Below are 16,583 nucleotides of genomic sequence, written 5' to 3'. Positions count from 1 at the left end.
TTGCGGATAATATTACTCATGTTGCTGATGCTGCTCGTTCTACCAGCGAAGGCGCCCAAGCGATTTTGTCGGCTCAGGCTGATTTAGAACGAGTCACCGCCGACCTCCAAGCCCTCGTCGGCAAAACCAGTGCTACTGGCCAACAAAGTGGGTTGGTAAACAGGGCTTCTCTGTCGATACCAGTACCAAACCGCACACCGAAGCCCGTGGCCGCGCCAAGCTTGTCTAGTGCTCCATTGACGACCGTTGGCTTCGACCCGGTTGATCACTCTGGTTAATAACAACCTAAAGTAACTATGCAATAACCAACCATCAGGCTCACCAGGGCGGAGAGGTAGAAACGCAGTGGGTTTACATCCGAACCGCCGGGCAAAGGTTCTTATTACTGATGATGCGGTGGTGGTGCGACGCTTAGTTTCTGATGTGCTGGCCAAGGTGCCAACTATTGATGTGGTTGGCACCGCCGCCAACGGCAAAATTGCACTTCAAAAAATAGAGCAGCTACAACCGGATTTGGTTATTTTAGATATTGAAATGCCGGTTATGGATGGTATTGAAACCCTGGTTGCGATTCGGGGTCAATACCCAAACCTGCCGGTTATAATGTTCAGCACCCTTACTGAACGTGGTACCGCGGTCACTTTAGAAGCGTTAATGCGAGGTGCTAATGACTATGTCACTAAACCCGCCAATGTCGGCAGTGTTACCGCGGCTATCGAACTGGTTCGAGATGAGCTAGTACCTCGAATCTTGGCCCTTACGGGGTTGCCTGATGCCAACGAACCTCCGCCGGTGTCCCCAGAGCGTGGACGTCGTTTGTCACCCCAGGTTGATCGGGCTATGCAAGCCGAGCTGCATCGAAGTCGCCGGGATGTGATATCAGATGCCACCACGGCACCACCGGCACCAAGCAGGCGACCACCTCGTGATTCTCCGAGAGCATCAGCGGCCACAAATTCACCAAACCCGGCCCGACGAGGTGGTGTAGGCCCTACTCAGGCGGCAGCCACGCCACGCGAAGTTCGTGCAGCTCGCCCCCAGGGTTTAGCCAATCGGGTAGATGTGGTCACCATTGGCATCTCAACGGGGGGACCGAATGCCCTAGCCGAGTTGCTGCCACAGTTACCGCTGAACATGCCAGTGCCAATTGTGATCGTTCAGCACATGCCGCCCATGTTCACTAAGTTGCTAGCCGAACGCCTCAACGCCAACGCTGCCATCGAGGTGGTTGAAGCCAAATCAGGTGACGTTTTGCAGCCGGGTAAATGTTGGATTGCCCCTGGCGATTTTCATCTTGAGGTGGGAAGTACGGCTTCGGGTAGCAAGGTTCTAACTTTGAACAGTGGCCCCAAAGAGAACTCTTGTCGACCGGCTGCTGATGTGTTGTTCAGATCGGTCGCCAAGATTTATGGTGTGAATGCGCTGGCGGTAGTAATGACTGGTATGGGCCGTGATGGCATGCGCGGCTCCCAAGCAATTCTAGATGCCGGTGGCCAAGTGATCGCCCAAGATCAAGCCTCCAGCGTGGTGTGGGGTATGCCGGGGGCGGTAGTTGAAGGTGGCATTACAACTGAGGTTTACAGTCTCACTAATCTGCCTAATGAGATTATGCAGAGAGTTTCTTTCGGCCGCGTGATGCGGGAAGCAGCGCCTGGTGATGGGAGGCCAGGGCGTTGAGTGCTGTTAGCCAGGCCGATTTTCAATATGTAAGAGAACTGGTTTATACCTCGGCAGCTTTGGTGGTGGAGTCGGGCAAAGGTTATTTGGTGGAAAGCCGCCTGCGACCAGTGGCTCAAGCCGCTGGTTTCAAAGATGTTGGCGCCATGGTGGCCAAACTTCGGTATGAGCCTTATAGCCGTTTGCATCACGAGGTGGTGCAAGCCATGACCACCAATGAAACATCGTGGTTTCGCGATCTTCACCCGTATGAGGCTTTGAAATCTACGGTTATTCCCGACCTGGTTCGTCGACGCTCGGTGGAGCAATCTATCACCTTGTGGTCAGCGGCATGTTCGAGCGGGCAAGAGCCCTACAGCGTGGCCATGGTTTTACGCGATAGTTTCCCTGAACTAACTAATTGGCGTGTAAGTATTTTGGCTAGTGATTTAGCAGAATCGGTGGTTAATAAAGCGCGAGAAGGGCGTTATTCGCAATTAGAAGTAAGCCGTGGCTTACCACCTAATTTGATGGCTCGCTACTTCACCAATGATGGTACGCAGTGGGTAATTAAAGATGAACTGCGGAAAATGGTCCGCTTTGGGGTAATTAATCTGATTGGGCCTTGGACCGAAGTCCCTAATGTTGACATTGTTATGTTACGAAATGTCATGATTTACTTCGATATTCCAACAAAACAGAAGATTTTGTCTCGGGTTAAGAAAATTATGCGGCCCGATGGTTATTTATTCCTCGGGAATGCCGAAACTACATTGAACATTGATGATTCTTTTGTTCGGGTTAATCCAACGCGAGCAGGAATCTATCAGCTTCGATCTCATGTAGAAGGGCAGGCTAAATGAGTGTTAGCGCCGATGACATAACCCAAATAGCAGTTGAAATTTGGGAGTCGATGCTAGGTCTTGACGCTGTAGTGGTGGAAAATCCTCTGGCCTATGAGGGGCGTGAAGTTCGCTCGGCGGTGCAGATAAACGGTAGCTGGCAAGGTGCTTTCATGATTGAAACCCCAATGGCGGGAGCGGTTAGCTTTACCGCTGCCATGTTGGGTTACGAAGATGGGGAAGAACCTCCTGAGAGCGAAGTTCACGATGTGATTGGTGAGCTGGCCAACATGGGCGGTGGCAACGTGAAGGCTTTGATCGGCGGTGAAACTCGGCTGTCGCTGCCGACAGTGGCGGTAGGGGAGCGACTAGATATGAATGTGATGGGCGCTACCGAGCTGGTGAGGGTCAACTTTTTAGCCGACGACCAGCCTTTTAGCTGTGTGGTGGTATCGATTAACGGTGGCAGCTGAATTTTCTTAATGCCCTTGGCTCTTGAAAAACCGAACGTATGTTCGTATTGTTCTGGGGGTGTCAGTTGTTCCCTATGCCGAGCTGCATTGCCACTCTAATCTAAGTTTCCTAGACGGCGCTTCAAGCCCTGAAGAGTTGGTAGAAGAAGCAACCAGGTTAAACCTGGAGGTTTTGGCGATCACCGACCACAACGGTCTCTACGGGGTAGTACGTTTCGCACAAGCCGCCCAAGAAGTGGGTTTACCAACCATTTTTGGCGCTGAGCTGTCGTTGGATGCCACCACAAGTCGTACCAACGGGCTAGACCCTAGTGGTGATCATTTAGTGGTGTTGGCTCGTAATCCACTTGGCTATAAGCACTTAGCTAAAGTGCTCACCGAAGCCCAGTTAGCAGGGAAAAAACAAGCGCCGAAGCTTAATTTGGCAACGTTGGGACAAGCTACACCCAGTAGTGGTAACTGGGCGGTGTTAACTGGTTGTCGTAAGAGCCCACTTAATAAAGCCCTCATCGCAGATGGTCCCCGGGCGGCTAAGCGGACCCTAGATGAACTGGTGGAGTTGTTTGGGCGTGAGAACATTTACGTGGAGCTCTGGAACCACGGTGACCCGCTGGATGAAACCCGTAATGAAGCCTTAGCCAGGCTGGCTGTTAATGCTGGGGTGGGGTTAGTAGCTACCAACAACGTTCACTATGCCACCCCTAAGCAGCATCGGCTTGCCAAAGTTATGGCCAGTATTAGAGCTGGTAAGCCCATTCATGAGATGGATGGTTGGTTGCCGGGAGGCTCGGGTGCGCACCTTCGCTCTGGGGCGGAACAAAGCCGTTGGTTTAGCCGTTTTCCTGGGGTAATAGAACAAGCTAGTGAGCTGGGCCAAGCTTGCGCTTTTGATCTCAAGCTGCTTGCCCCTAAGTTGCCACCGTTTCCTTGCCCCCGCGGATTTAACGAAGACTCGTATCTGCGGAGCTTGGTATCAGCAGGCGCAGAACGGCTTTACAGCAAGAAAAGCCCTGAAATAGTAGCCAAAGCACAAGCACAAATTGAGCATGAACTAACGGTTATTGAGACCTTAGGTTTTGCCGGTTACTTTCTAATAGTTTGGGACATTGTTCAAGAATGCGAACGCTTAGAGATTTTTTGTCAAGGTCGGGGTTCAGCGGCCAACTCGGTTGTTTGCTACGCCCTGGGCATTACTAAAGCCGACCCCATATCACTGGGTTTACTGTTTGAACGGTTCTTGTCGGTCGAACGCGATGGTCCCCCCGATATCGACATTGACATTGAGAGCCATCGACGAGAAGAAGTTATTCAATACGTGTATACACGCTATGGCCGTGACAAAGCCGCCTTAGTGGCCAACGTGATTAGCTATCGGGGTAAATCTGCGGTTAGGGAAGTCGCTAAAGCGCTGGGCTATTCAAAACTTGAACAAGATACCTGGGCTAAACAAATTGATCGGTGGACCCCAGATGATAAATATGGGGCCCCACCTTTGGTGAAAGAGCTGGTCAGCGAGTTGGTCGACTCGCCTCGTCATCTGGGTATTCATCCTGGTGGAATGGTTATTTGCGATCGCCCGGTGAGCGAAGTGTGTCCGGTGGAGTGGGGTGCCATGGCCGGTCGCACAGTTCTGCAATGGGATAAAGATGATTGTGCGGCAGCGGGTTTAGTGAAATTTGACTTGTTGGGTCTAGGCATGCTGACCGCTCTCCATCTGGCGGTAGATCTAATAAAGCAGCATTACGACATTGAGGTTGACCTGGCTCTTTTACCCCAAGATGACCGGGTGTACGACATGTTGTGTGAGGCTGACTCGGTGGGGGTGTTCCAGGTCGAAAGCCGGGCTCAAATGGCCACTTTGCCCAGGGTGCAACCCAGAGAGTTTTACGATCTGGTAGTCCAGGTGGCCCTTATTAGGCCTGGGCCTATTCAAGGTGGTTCGGTGCATCCCTACATTCGTCGTCGTAACGGACACGAAAAGGTTAGCTATTTACACCCGCTGCTTGAGCGGTCGCTGGCTAAAACCTTGGGGGTGCCGCTGTTTCAAGAACAGCTGATGCAGATGGCTATTGATGTGGCCGGTTTTAGCCCTGCCCAGGCCGATCAGCTTCGCCAGGCAATGGGTTCTAAGCGGAGTAAAAAACGTATGGAACAGCTGCGTGAACAGCTATTTCAAGGCATGGCTGCGAGGGGCATCACTGGTGAAGTAGCCGAAGCTATATACGGGAAACTAGCTGCTTTTGCCGATTTTGGTTTTCCTGAAAGCCACTCTGTTTCCTTTGCTTATTTGGTTTATGCCAGTGCTTGGCTAAAACGTTTTTACCCCGCTGTGTTTTACACGGCGTTAATCAACGCCCAACCCATGGGGTTCTATTCACCACATTCTTTAGTTCAAGATGCCAGACGTCATGGGGTTAATACCTACGGTGCCGACCTAAATCGGTCTCAAACCCAGGCCACCTTAGAAGGTCCTTTTAGCAATGCCGCTTTTCGGGCCACCACCATCGAATGGGGTTTAGGAGGGCCAAGTATTCGCTTAGGGCTGTCGTCTGTTAAGAATCTTGGTGACACCATAGCCAACCAAATTGTGGCCGAACGTGAAGAAAACGGTCTATACACCAGCATCGAAGATTTTATTAAGCGCACCGAAACGCCGAAAGATCTTTTAGAGTCACTAGCCATTAGCGGAGCATTTGGAGATTTGGCCGCTGATCGCCGTTCGGCCTTGTGGGTTAGTGGGGCCTTGGCGGGTCTCAACCAAAGCACTCTGCCTGGAATTGTTAACGTGCAAGAAGCCCCAGCGCTACCCAAAATGGATGCCCAAGAAACAGCTTTGGCCGATTTATGGGCTAGTGGCATATCTCCCGAAGGGCACCCCACCAGATTCCTGCGGGAAGCCTTGGGTGAAAAAGGTGTTGTTGAAGCTAAAGGCTTAAAGCTGATACCGAATGGGGCCAAGGTGCTGGTAGCGGGGGTGGTAACCCATCGGCAACGTCCGGCAACTGCGGCTGGGGTGACCTTTGTTAGCTTGGAAGACGAGACCGGGTTTGTGAACGTGATTGTGTCTCAGGGAGCTTGGCAGCGATACAGCCATGCTGCTCGTTTCGCTAACGCTTTGCTTATTAAAGGTCAGCTAGAACGAGGCGAAGGCGGGGTAGTGAACATAAAAGCCGAGCGTTTAGAGGCCTTGGATCTAAGAACAAAGGTTTCTATGTCTCGAGATTTCCGCTAGTCATTAGCAGAGATGCGTTCGATGTCGGCCCCCAACATGCGCAACTTCTCATCAATTCGCTCGTAGCCTCGGTCTATTTGATGAATGTTGCCAATGGTCGATGGGCCTTCGGCACACATAGCGGCCATTAACAAGGCCATGCCAGCCCGGATATCAGGTGATTGGACAGTAGAACCGCGAAGCAGCGAAGGGCCGGTAACCACCGCTCGGTGGGGGTCGGCCACAATTATGCGGGCCCCCATTTCAATCAGCCGGTCGGTGAAATAAAGCCGACTTTCAAACATCCACTGGTGCAATAGCACGGTACCGCTGGCTTGGGTGGCCACTACCAAGGCAATAGACATTAAGTCAGCTGGAAATCCTGGCCACGGTGCTTCATGGATACGGGGAATTTTACCGCCGTGGTCTTCCCGGATAATTAGTTCTTGGCCTGAGGGGACTTGAATGTAGTCGCCATTAACGGTGATTTTTACACCCAAAATATCGAATTTAGCCACAATCATACGGAGCGTTTCATGGTCCACCGGGCCAATACGCAGATTGCCTTCCGTGATGGCCCCCAGACCAATAAACGAGCCGATCTCCATAAAGTCAGCTGAGATCGTGACGTTGGCCCCCGACAGGTTGTCTTGGCCTTCGATTACCAACAGGTTGGAACCAATGCCCTCAATCTTGGCACCCATTTGCACCAACATGGCGCAGAGATCTTGCACGTGGGGCTCGGAAGCAGCATTGCGAATAATGGTGGTGCCTTTGGCCAACACGGCCGCCATGACCGCATTTTCTGTAGCCATCACCGAAGCTTCATCCAACAAAATATCGGCACCCACCAGGCCAGCAGGTGCCCGCAGCTCGTGAATGTGATTGACCACTTCTAGGGTTGCCCCCAAAGCTTCAAGAGCCAGCCAGTGGGTATCGTTACGTCGTCGACCAATAGTGTCGCCCCCAGGTGGCGGCAGCGTGATTTCCCCAAAGCGACCTAACATCGGCCCGGCTAGCAACAACGAAGCACGAATTTTGGCTGATAGCTCGGTGTCGAGGGGAACTGGCCGTACCCGGCTTGGGTCTACCCGCACCGTACCGTTGCTGCCACGTTCAACTTCGGCACCTAGGGCTTCAAGCAAACTCAACATGGTCCGAACGTCACCAATGTCGGGCACATTTGACAGGATGCTTGGACTATCGCCCAACAAGGTTGCCGCCAACATAGGCAAAGCGGAGTTTTTGTTTCCAGCGGGGCGAACGGTGCCGCTGAGTGGGCGTCCACCAATGATTTTGAACCGATCCATTTGGCTCTAAGCCTAGTGCGCGGCCGGTGTAACACCCGGCCATAGTGCCGGTGACATGCGACAACTTGCTAGCGTTAGATTCCATGACACGACCGGTAATTATGACTGTCCATGCTCATCCCGATGATGAGTCATCCAAAGGCGCACCAACTATCGCCAAATATCACTCCATGGGGGCGCTCACGGTTCTGGTTAGCTGCACCGGCGGTGAAGAAGGCAGCATTTTGAACCCGGCTATGGACAACGACGAAGTTCGTGCCGATATCACTGCCGTTCGAACTCGTGAGCTTGATTTGGCAGCTCAGGTGATTGGTTACGAAGTTGTTGAACGTCTTGGCTATCGCGATTCTGGTATGCCCGAGACAGAATCTAATGCTCATCCCGAAAGTTTCTGGCAAGCCGACTTGGAAGAAGCCATTGGGCGTTTGGTGGCCTTGATCCGACAATACAAGCCCCACGTCTTGGTGACCTATGCCGACGACCAGAGAGGCTATGAGCACCCTGATCATCTTCGGGTGCATGACATCAGCGTGCCCGCTTTTGAACGGGCTGGTGATGCCAATGCTTACCCAGATTTGGGTGAACCTTGGACGCCGCTGAAGCTGTATTACTCCATGTGGTCTCGTAAGCGCATGATCGAAACACACGAAAAATTTCTTGAACTGGGCTTAGAATCGCCGTACACCGAACGCTTCTTAAACCCCACCCGGGTTGATCAAGATCACCGCATTACTACCCAGGTGCCCATCGACGGTTTTCAGTACGCCCGCACTGAAGGATTATTGGCTCACGCTACCCAGGTTGATCCAACCTCTCCATTTTGGTTCGGCCTGCCTGAAGATGTTGCCAATTCGATTCATCCGTTTGACGACTACATTTTGGCCCAGTCCCGGGTGGAGTCCGAGATACCAGAAACGGACTTATTCGCAGGTATCGACGGTTTGGAGTGGAGCTAATCTGTGCCGCTACTAATTGACGAAAACTGGCTAAACGCTATTAATTCGGCCTTAGTTGAAGCCCATTCGACCACCGGCAAACCAAACAACCCGGCAGAGCCAACCGATCAGGTCGAATTGGTTGTTTCTGGAACCAAAGGTGGCAAGGTTGCCACACGATGGAGCCTAGAAAACGCTTGGTTGCATTCGGTGCGCGTTGCATTGCCCGACGAAGAACCGGCAACTTTAACGATGCCCATTAAAGCGGCCGAGTTACAGAGTTTGTTGGCGGGTGAGCTCGACCCGGCTGTGGCCTTTATGAGGGGTGATTTAAAACCAGAAGGTCCAACTGGTTCGCTCTTAGAGTTCTTAGCGGCTTTAAATCGGCCCGAAACCAAAGCGGCCTTGGCCTTATTCAGTGCAGGTTCTGGCGCTGGGCTAAGCGGAGATCTCGATAGCTGATCAAAGTGATTTTGCCTTCGTCAATGCAGCGCTTGAAGGTCTCATCGCCGGTGGCAAACTCCAGATCATCAACTCGTTCTTCCCAATCTGGTGTTAACGCTCGCAGCTCTGGGGTGTCGAGAGCTGGGTGCAAATAAACCTCGGTCACGCCGGGGGTAATGTCGTTTAGCACGTGGTTAATAGCGTCGCGGCTACCAACACCACGACCGGGCACAACCTTTAAGTAGTCAGGAAACAAGATGCCTTCTTCGCGAGCGATATCGCGCATGGGAAAGCCAGCGATGTGCTGGTATTCAACCCCAGGTAGGCGAATTGGCAGGTTAAATTCCACGGCTAGATCAAGGTAGACATCGAAAAACTCTGGCCGGAGGTGAAGAGCTCCTAAGTGTGAATCCAAATGACTGACATCGAAACCCCAAACGATGGCGCGTTCGATTTGGGTGCGGCACTCGCGGCGCAGTTCGTCTAGGTCAGCGTGTTCCCACAAATCGATAGGGGTATGCGGGAAACCGCCGTCGCCATCAACGAGCGACGGAGCGTGGGTGATGGGGCCCCATCGGTACGCATCGTATTCGGCGTTTAGGGTTAACTGAACGCCAATATCTTCACCGTGGTATTCCGAGGCCGCGGCGCGTGCCCAGGGGGCTGGCACCATTAGCGAGGCACTGGTTGCGAAGCCGTGGCGAAGCGAGCTGTAAACGCCAGCGTTAGCAGCATGACAAGAACCAAGGTCGTGGGCCGTGACAATAAGCAGACACGAATCTGGTGGATATCCAAGTGCTTCGGAAAGTGCAGTCACGCCATTGACGTTATCGTCTAAGAGGCCGCGGAGCGATTAGGGCTGGCGCCAGCTGGTGAGAGGATTGAGTGCTACCCCTGGGCCGTCGCAGAAACCCCAGAGCCCTAGGTTCTGCGCCTTGGCGCTTTGTTCGGCGGCGGCTAGCTCGCTTCGGTAGGCGCGATTGGGGTCGATAGGCAGTGTTACGGCATAGCCTTCGGCCACCATCAACAGGTTCAGGTGAACGTCGTCGGGGTCGCCTGGTAGGTAAACGTACGCCAATATTCGGTTGTAATGGTCTCGTGCTTCGAGGTCACGTTCTAGCCGTACCGTCTGACCTTTAGGTAGCAGGCTGCTTAAGCGGTCGCTGGCTTCTTGGCCGTAACATTCGACCGGTTTGGTGGGGTGGTGGGTTTCTGGGGTGTCGATGCCTAAGAAACGGATGTTTTCTTCGGTGCCGTTGATCAAAACCTTGATGGTGTCGCCGTCGATAACTTCGATCACCTTGGCGTGACCGTCGGGAAGCGGTGTGCTTGGGTTGGGCCAGACAACATAAATTAAAGCCCCGAGCGCCAAAAGACCGGCTAATGAAATGAGGCTTAAGAGTTCAACTGGTTTAGCGCGCATCGGCCGTCTATTCGTAGGGTTTAGAAGGCGGCCGATACGCCGCAATAATGGTTTGCCTTATGGAAACAAGGCGGTCAAGAAGATGTGAGCTTCGGGCTCGCTCAAATGCGCTGGATAATGGTACCGGTACCTAGACCGCCACCGCAGCACATGGTTACTAGCCCAAACTCGCCGTCGGTGCGCTCGAGTTCGTGAAGGGCCTTGGTCATTAGAATGGCACCGGTGCCGCCCAGGGGGTGGCCGTGGGCGATAGCGCCACCATTGGGGTTAACTTTGTCCATATCAACTTTGTGCTCCCGCGCCCATGCCAAGACTACCGAAGCGAACGCTTCGTTAATTTCGGTGACATCAATGTTGGCCATGGTTAGGCCGGTGCGCTTCAGCAGGTGGTAGGTGGCATCAATTGGCCCGGTGAGCATAAGCACCGGGTCAACACCAACGTTGCAGGTATCTACTACGCGTGCTCGGGGGCGTAGACCCAAAGCTTCAGCCTTTTCGCGGGTCATCAATAGCACTGCACCAGCGCCGTCAGAGATTTGGGAGGAAGAACCTGCGGTGTGAACACCATTCTCGCGTGCCACTGGCTTTAGAGCGGCCAGTTTGTCGAGTGAGGTTTCACGCAAGCCTTCGTCGCGGCTAATGGTTTGCTTGGTTTCAGACGGTTTGCCGTCTTCGCCAAGCGTGGGTGCTTCAACTGGCACAATTTGGGTTTCGTAACGACCTTCGGCCCATGCTTGGGCGGCGCGTTGTTGCGACAAAAGACCGAATTCGTCGGCGTCTTGGCGGGTTACGCCCCATTTGTCGGCGATGCGTTCGGCACCCTCGAACTGCGAGGTCATTTCGTATTGGCCGAAGTAACTATCGGGGGTGGGACGACCATATTCTTGTACTCGCATGGCCGAACCGATTGGAATTCGGCTCATCGACTCGACACCACAAGCAATGGCAACGTCGACCGCGCCGCCCGCAATTAGCGTGGTAGCTAGGTTCGTGGCCTGCTGGGACGAGCCGCATTGGGCATCAACCGTGGTGGCAGCAACCGACAGAGGCAAGCCAGCAGAAAGCCAGGCCGTACGAGCAATGTTGAAAGTTTGCTCGCCGATTTGGCTAACGCAGCCGCCTACAACTTGACCCACCTCAGCGGGGTCGATTCCGCTTCGACGAATAAGCTCGGATTGAACCTCGCCGAGGAGGTCAGCCGGATGCATAGTGGATAGTCCGCCGTTGCGACGCCCGATGGGTGTGCGCACGGCGTCAACAATTACTACTTCGTTCATATGTAGATGCTAGGCCGCATGTGGGGTATCGGTGCCAAATGAACGACTTAACGCCTGTGCTAAAGCTTGGCGAGCTAGCTGTACACCAGCCAGCCCACGCTGACGGGTGTCTTCGTCAAGATGCCAGCTTGAAGAGCCCTCTTTCTCATGCTGACCTGGCTGTTGTTTGTCGATGATGAATAGCTGTCTTGTTTCCATGCTTCCATCATCCACGCGAGCTGTGACATTTTATTGTGGGTCGTTGTCAGAGGGCTCGGTAGAAACCGTCGTAGTCGTGGTGCCGTCGACAATTGTGCTGCTAGTAGAGCTGGTTGTGCTAGTGCTATCTGGCGCCTCGGTTGAGCCAGGCACGGTGGTGGTGTCGAGCGGTTCACCGGTTTCATCATCTTCCGAACCTGGTGTTTCGTCGTCACCTTCGGGGTTTTCCTCAGGCGGCAGGGTTTCTTCCAATGTGGTGGTGGTTGAACTAACCGGAACGCGGACGGCCGGCACCAGTTCGGTGCGAGGTGGTGGATCGGGACGAATGAAAATGTAGAGCACAAAGATGGCTACAAATGCGACCGCCATAATCACCGTGGAAGCTCTTGGACGACCCTTTAGAGGGGTGGATTGCAGTTCCATTTACTGAAAACTTCCCGGCACAATGGCAGAAGCCAAAGAAATGTCAGCTGCTTGGAACTTCTGAGTAATTCGTTCGCGCATTTGCCCGGCTACCGACCACTGCTCTCCAGGTGCGGTACGAGTTTCGTAACGTACCAACAGATAGCCCACATTTAGCGAGTTTATTCGGGTGAAGGTGGGCCGTTCGAGAAGCAAGGGCCGCCACAGCTCATCCTCCCACAGGTCATTGCTGATTTCGGTCAGAACTTCGCGCACCTTGTCCAGGTCCACGTGATTGGGGAGTGGAATGTCGATTACGGCTCGTGACCAATCTTTAGAAAGATTAGCGACCTGACGAATATCGCCGTTTGGGACGGTAATTAGTTCACCGCCGTAGGCGCGGAGTTTAGTGGTGCGAAGCGAGATTTCTTCGACGGTGCCAATTACGCCATCGGCGCTTCCCGATGGATCAAATCGAACGACATCGCCGTAGCCATATTGGCGTTCCGCCACGATCAGACCACCAGAAATTAAGTCTTTAATCAGTTGTTGAGCGCCGAAACCTACGGCCGCACCAATAATCGAAGCCGGTGCCACAATTGACGATCGGGGCACATTGAAACGTTCCATAATAAACAGCGACGCCAGGAAATAGATGGCACCGATGATCGACCAGGAACCTATTTGGATTAAGGCCCAATGATATTTGTGGTCTTGTTCCGTTGTGCTTGACGGGATTTTAGGGCTTTGAATGGCTGTAATTAGTCGATGTTCAATTCGTGTTGCCTGCCAGCGTACAAACCGGTGCAGCAGCGCCGCGCCTAAGCCAATCAGCAGAATTTCTAGTCCTGCGCCTCGTAGCCAGTAGGTAAAGTCGCTTAGAAGCATTGCTTCAGCGCGTCGAGAATCCGTCGGGTGCGCGGGGTTTGCCAGCGATCACCGGGGCGGTTGATGACATAACCAAACGCCACCTTGGCATTGGTGTCTACAAAGCCCAAAGAGCCACCGTTACCAAAGTGCCCAAATGACGCTTCACTAATGCCCATTGGGCGTTCGGCCGTGGGAAGCATCATCCCTAAACCAAAACGGCTATTGCGATCAAGGATCAGATCGTGGCCTTCAGCGTGGGTGGTTCCGGCTTCAGTAACCAGACTTTCGGTGAGGCGCAGCGGCCCGGTTGCCGGTTGTAGTAGGGCATTAAACATTTTGGCAACGCTTTCGGCGTTGGTATGCAAGTTGGTGGAAGGAACTTCGGCCTCGCGCCACTGTGGTGTGTTGACCGTGCCAATACCCGAAAGGCCTGGTGGGTTGAAGTAAGCCGCGTACCGCATGGGCTCCCATTCCCCGTCGCCTTGATGCGGTCGGTGCTCTTTGGGGGCGTTGTCCACGAAATCAACTTCAGCCACTCGATCGTGTAGCGAGCGGGGCAGGCCAATCCACAAGTCGGCCTCGAGGGGGTTCGAAAGTAACTCCCGAACCTGTTGGCCCAAACTGGTTTGAGTGACTCGCCGAACTGGTTCGCCAGCTAGGTGGCCCAGGGTGTTCACGTGGTAGCCATGCGCCGTTCCCGGAGTCCACCAGGGTTCGCTTTCGGCAAGAGCAGCCGCCATGGTAGCGAAATCGAATAGTTCTTCGGGTGCCATGGTTCTACGGATGCCCGGCAAGCCCGCTTGGTGTGAAAGGGCTTGGCGCAAGGTGATGGATTCCTTCCCGCCGCCCACAAATTGGGGCCACACTTTTGAGAGGCGCCAATCTAAATCGAGGAGGCCACGATTGACCAGGGACAAGATGGTCACCGCGGTTACGGCTTTACCTAATGAATATGCATTGACCAGTGTGTCTCTCGTCCAAGGCCGGGTTTTGGCACGGTCTTTCCAACCACCCCACATATTAAGTACAACTTGGCCATCAGCAATCACGCACAAGGCGGCACCCAAGTCACCCGGGTCAGCTCCGAATTCGTTCTCGAACGGTTCGAAGTTGCTGGTAAACACTTCTGCCACCGACAAAAAGGCCGGATCGTAGCGGCCTTGAACGGAGGCGGCGGGCTGATTTTCAGGCTCGGCATGTGAAGTATCCATCGCCACTACCCTAGACCTATTAACAACAATCGTTTCGGTCAGTTTGTATCGTTCTTGTCAGCTTGGAGATAGTGATGCTTCCGATTTCTGTACTGGATTTGGCAGTGGTCAGATCAGGTGAGTCCGTGGGCGAAAGCCTGCAAAACAGTGTCCGTTTGGCTCAATGCGTGGAAGAGCTTGGTTACAAACGGGTTTGGTACGCCGAACATCACAACATGTCAACCATTGCTTCGTCGGCTACGAGCGTGCTCATTGCTCATGTGGCAGCTAACACTAAGTCGATTCGCGTGGGTTCTGGCGGTGTGATGTTGCCGAACCATGCGCCGCTAACTATTGCCGAGCAATTCGGCACGCTTGAGGCGCTGCATCCGGGGCGGATTGATTTGGGTTTGGGTCGAGCGCCAGGTACCGATCAGGTGACTTTACGGGCGTTGCGCCGTGATCCCATGTCTGCCGAAACGTTCCCCCAAGACGTCGTAGAATTACAGGGTTTTCTTAGCGACGAGACCCGGGTGGCGGGGGTAGAAGCGACGCCAGGCAAAGGTGCCTTTGTGCCTTTATATATTTTGGGGTCATCGCTTTTTGGTGCTCAGCTGGCCGCCATGCTTGGGTTACCTTATGCCTTCGCTTCACACTTCGCGCCAGCGGCATTAACCCAGGCGGTTGAGATTTACCGACGTGAGTTTCGACCTTCAGAACAGCTAAGCGAACCGTATGTGATAGCCGCTGTCAATGTGATAGCGGCTTCTTCGCAAGACGAGGCTGATGAGCAATATTTACGTACGAAGCGGTCACGGGTAAAACGATTTCTGGCTCGTGACCAAGAGATGAGCGATGCCGAAGCCGATGCTTTGTTGAACTCGTTACAAGGTCAACAAGTACTGGGCATGATGAAGCACTTTGCGGTTGGGACTGGTGACGTAGTGCGTAGCTATTTGGAAGATTTTGCTGCTTATGCCGATGCTGACGAGCTAATGGTGGCGTTCCAATCGGGCAGTATTGATGCGCGCGTTGTTTCCGCAGAAATTTTGGCGGAGGTGTGGGGCTTAAGCCGCCTCACTTAACTGATGGGTAGGTGCCAAAGCTCGATTTTCGTGGCGAGATAGCGAAATTAGGGCGCCTACCCCGGCCACAAAAGCTCCAGCACTTCCTACTAGTAGTGCCCATCGCGCCCCCATGTGTTCGCCAACATAACCCATAATTGGGCCGCCAACTGGCGTACTACCCAGGAACACCACGGTTAGCATTGCCAGCACCCGTCCGCGCATTGCTGGCGCGGCACGAAGTTGCACCATGGTGGTAGAACCTGACATGACGAGCATGGTGGTGATACCAGCTGGCACCGCCAGAACGGTGGCTGCTACCAAGTTTGGTGACCACGCCAAGAGTGTTTGTCCGACGCCCAAACCAATCGAAGCCATTGCCAAGAATCTGGTGTCAACATCGACACGACGGGCGATGCTTAGGGCACCAATTAGGGAACCTATGCTCATGGCAGAGAGCAAGGTGGTGTAGCTGCCAGCACCACCGGCTAAATCTCGTGTGGCGAAGAGCGGCAAGACTACCGAGTAGTTGAAAGTTAGGGTGCCAATAACGGTCACCATGAGCAGCGGCACGCGCAGCTCCGAGAGGTCCCACATGTAACGCAGGCCTTCGCGTAGCTGGCCTTTGCCCTTGACAATGCGTTCGCTTGGTCTGAATTCTGTTCGATTCATCCGGGCGAATAGCCAAAGTTGGGGAATATAAGACAACGCATTGACGGCGAAACACAAGGCAATACCAATGGTGGTGATCAAGATGCCTGCCACTGCCGGTCCACCAATTTTTGAACCGGTCATCATGGCACTGTTGAGGCCAACGGCGTTGGTGAAGAGCCGATCTTCAACTAGGTCAACCACGAAGGCGCGTCGTGCTGGGCTTTCGAGCGCGGTTACGGTACCTGAAGCCGCTGCCAACACGTATACCCAGCCCAATGTTGCCACGCCTGTGGCTACCGAAAGTGTGAAGACGGCCGCCACGATGGCACCGGCGATATTCAACCAGATTAATAGGCGTTGACGGTCGCTTCGGTCGGCTAAAACCCCAGCCCAGGGCCCAAGCAGCAGCATTGGTGCGAAGCGTGCGGCGGTCGCGATACCAACGGCTACACCGTCGTTGGTCATTTCTAAAACTAAAATGTCAATGGCGACCAGCTGCATCCAGGTGCCGTTTTGAGAAATGGCCTGACCCCAAAAGAACAGTCGGAAATTGGGGACCTTTAGCGAAGCAAACGTGCTGCTAGAGAAGTTTTGAAGACGGTTCATGGTCGTCTCGTCGTGGTGAGGGAAGTGA

The 16,583-nt window shown here is 53.7% G+C and carries 17 protein-coding genes; 8 read left to right on the top strand and 9 right to left on the bottom strand.

The genetic code is table 11. The annotated features are described in order from the left end of the window. The 5 genes from WC184_12545 to WC184_12525 all read left to right on the top strand — a co-directional run. The coding region (locus WC184_12545; protein MFA7478695.1) for a hypothetical protein at positions 1 to 278 on the top strand (278 nt) is incomplete at its 5' end. 67 nt (positions 279 to 345) lie between these two features. After that, entirely contained in the window at positions 346 to 1,677 is a 1,332-nt protein-coding gene (locus WC184_12540) for a chemotaxis response regulator protein-glutamate methylesterase (protein ID MFA7478694.1), read from the top strand. After that, positions 1,674 to 2,519, top strand: a complete 846-nt coding sequence (locus WC184_12535; GenBank protein ID MFA7478693.1) for a protein-glutamate O-methyltransferase CheR — start codon at positions 1,674 to 1,676, stop codon at positions 2,517 to 2,519. Before WC184_12540 ends, WC184_12535 begins: the two co-directional genes overlap by 4 nt. Then, positions 2,516 to 2,971 carry a chemotaxis protein CheX gene (locus WC184_12530; GenBank protein ID MFA7478692.1) on the top strand — a complete coding sequence of 152 codons (456 nt, stop codon included), beginning with the start codon at positions 2,516 to 2,518 and terminating at the stop codon, positions 2,969 to 2,971. Before WC184_12535 ends, WC184_12530 begins: the two co-directional genes overlap by 4 nt. Positions 2,972 to 3,029: 58 nt before the next feature. Further along, positions 3,030 to 6,203 carry an error-prone DNA polymerase gene (locus tag WC184_12525; GenBank protein MFA7478691.1) on the top strand — a complete coding sequence of 1,058 codons (3,174 nt, stop codon included), beginning with the start codon at positions 3,030 to 3,032 and terminating at the stop codon, positions 6,201 to 6,203. Here WC184_12525 and murA read toward each other — a convergent pair. Further along, the gene (gene murA / locus WC184_12520) at positions 6,200 to 7,492 is read right to left on the bottom strand and encodes a UDP-N-acetylglucosamine 1-carboxyvinyltransferase (GenBank protein MFA7478690.1); all 1,293 of its coding nucleotides are present in this window, start codon (positions 7,490 to 7,492) and stop codon (positions 6,200 to 6,202) included. The two genes, WC184_12525 and murA, sit on opposite strands and share 4 nt — an antisense overlap. A gap of 83 nt (positions 7,493 to 7,575) precedes the next feature. On the opposite strand from murA, the gene mca reads away from it, so the two are divergent. Then, positions 7,576 to 8,448 carry a mycothiol conjugate amidase Mca gene (gene mca, locus WC184_12515; protein ID MFA7478689.1) on the top strand — a complete coding sequence of 291 codons (873 nt, stop codon included), beginning with the start codon at positions 7,576 to 7,578 and terminating at the stop codon, positions 8,446 to 8,448. Between the two features lie 3 nt (positions 8,449 to 8,451). Continuing rightward, positions 8,452 to 8,889 (top strand): SCP2 sterol-binding domain-containing protein, encoded by a 438-nt coding sequence (locus WC184_12510; protein ID MFA7478688.1) that lies wholly within the window; start codon positions 8,452 to 8,454, stop codon positions 8,887 to 8,889. Here WC184_12510 and WC184_12505 read toward each other — a convergent pair. The 7 genes from WC184_12505 to WC184_12475 form a co-directional block, all read right to left on the bottom strand. Continuing rightward, on the bottom strand, positions 8,843 to 9,688 hold the full coding sequence (locus tag WC184_12505; GenBank protein MFA7478687.1) for a polysaccharide deacetylase family protein: 846 nt from the start codon (positions 9,686 to 9,688) through the stop codon (positions 8,843 to 8,845). The two genes, WC184_12510 and WC184_12505, sit on opposite strands and share 47 nt — an antisense overlap. A 36-nt stretch (positions 9,689 to 9,724) precedes the next feature. Further along, entirely contained in the window at positions 9,725 to 10,294 is a 570-nt protein-coding gene (locus tag WC184_12500) for a thermonuclease family protein (protein MFA7478686.1), read from the bottom strand. 101 nt (positions 10,295 to 10,395) lie between these two features. Beyond that, positions 10,396 to 11,571: a steroid 3-ketoacyl-CoA thiolase gene (locus WC184_12495; protein ID MFA7478685.1), complete on the bottom strand. Its 1,176-nt coding sequence runs from the start codon at positions 11,569 to 11,571 to the stop codon at positions 10,396 to 10,398. A 9-nt stretch (positions 11,572 to 11,580) separates the two neighbouring features. Next, entirely contained in the window at positions 11,581 to 11,784 is a 204-nt protein-coding gene (locus WC184_12490; GenBank protein ID MFA7478684.1) for a hypothetical protein, read from the bottom strand. A 15-nt stretch (positions 11,785 to 11,799) separates the two neighbouring features. Next, positions 11,800 to 12,192 (bottom strand): hypothetical protein, encoded by a 393-nt coding sequence (locus tag WC184_12485; protein MFA7478683.1) that lies wholly within the window; start codon positions 12,190 to 12,192, stop codon positions 11,800 to 11,802. Then, positions 12,193 to 13,059: a mechanosensitive ion channel family protein gene (locus WC184_12480; protein MFA7478682.1), complete on the bottom strand. Its 867-nt coding sequence runs from the start codon at positions 13,057 to 13,059 to the stop codon at positions 12,193 to 12,195. Continuing rightward, on the bottom strand, positions 13,050 to 14,252 hold the full coding sequence (locus WC184_12475) for a serine hydrolase domain-containing protein (protein ID MFA7478681.1): 1,203 nt from the start codon (positions 14,250 to 14,252) through the stop codon (positions 13,050 to 13,052). The genes WC184_12480 and WC184_12475 overlap by 10 nt, the downstream gene beginning before the upstream one ends. 71 nt (positions 14,253 to 14,323) lie before the next feature. Here WC184_12475 and WC184_12470 point away from each other — a divergent pair, with 71 nt between their 5' ends. Continuing rightward, positions 14,324 to 15,316, top strand: coding sequence for an LLM class flavin-dependent oxidoreductase (locus WC184_12470; protein ID MFA7478680.1), 993 nt, complete (start codon positions 14,324 to 14,326; stop codon positions 15,314 to 15,316). Here the strand turns inward: WC184_12470 and WC184_12465 are convergent. Then, the gene (locus tag WC184_12465; GenBank protein ID MFA7478679.1) at positions 15,299 to 16,555 is read right to left on the bottom strand and encodes an MFS transporter; all 1,257 of its coding nucleotides are present in this window, start codon (positions 16,553 to 16,555) and stop codon (positions 15,299 to 15,301) included. The two genes, WC184_12470 and WC184_12465, sit on opposite strands and share 18 nt — an antisense overlap. Between the last annotated feature and the right edge of the window lie 28 nt (positions 16,556 to 16,583).

Source organism: Acidimicrobiia bacterium (assembly GCA_041676705.1).
Classification (GTDB): Bacteria; Actinomycetota; Acidimicrobiia; order Acidimicrobiales; family SKKL01; genus Actinomarinicola.
The sequence above is the reverse complement of the archived record's forward strand: the minus strand, read 5'-3'. Positions and strand labels throughout refer to the sequence as shown.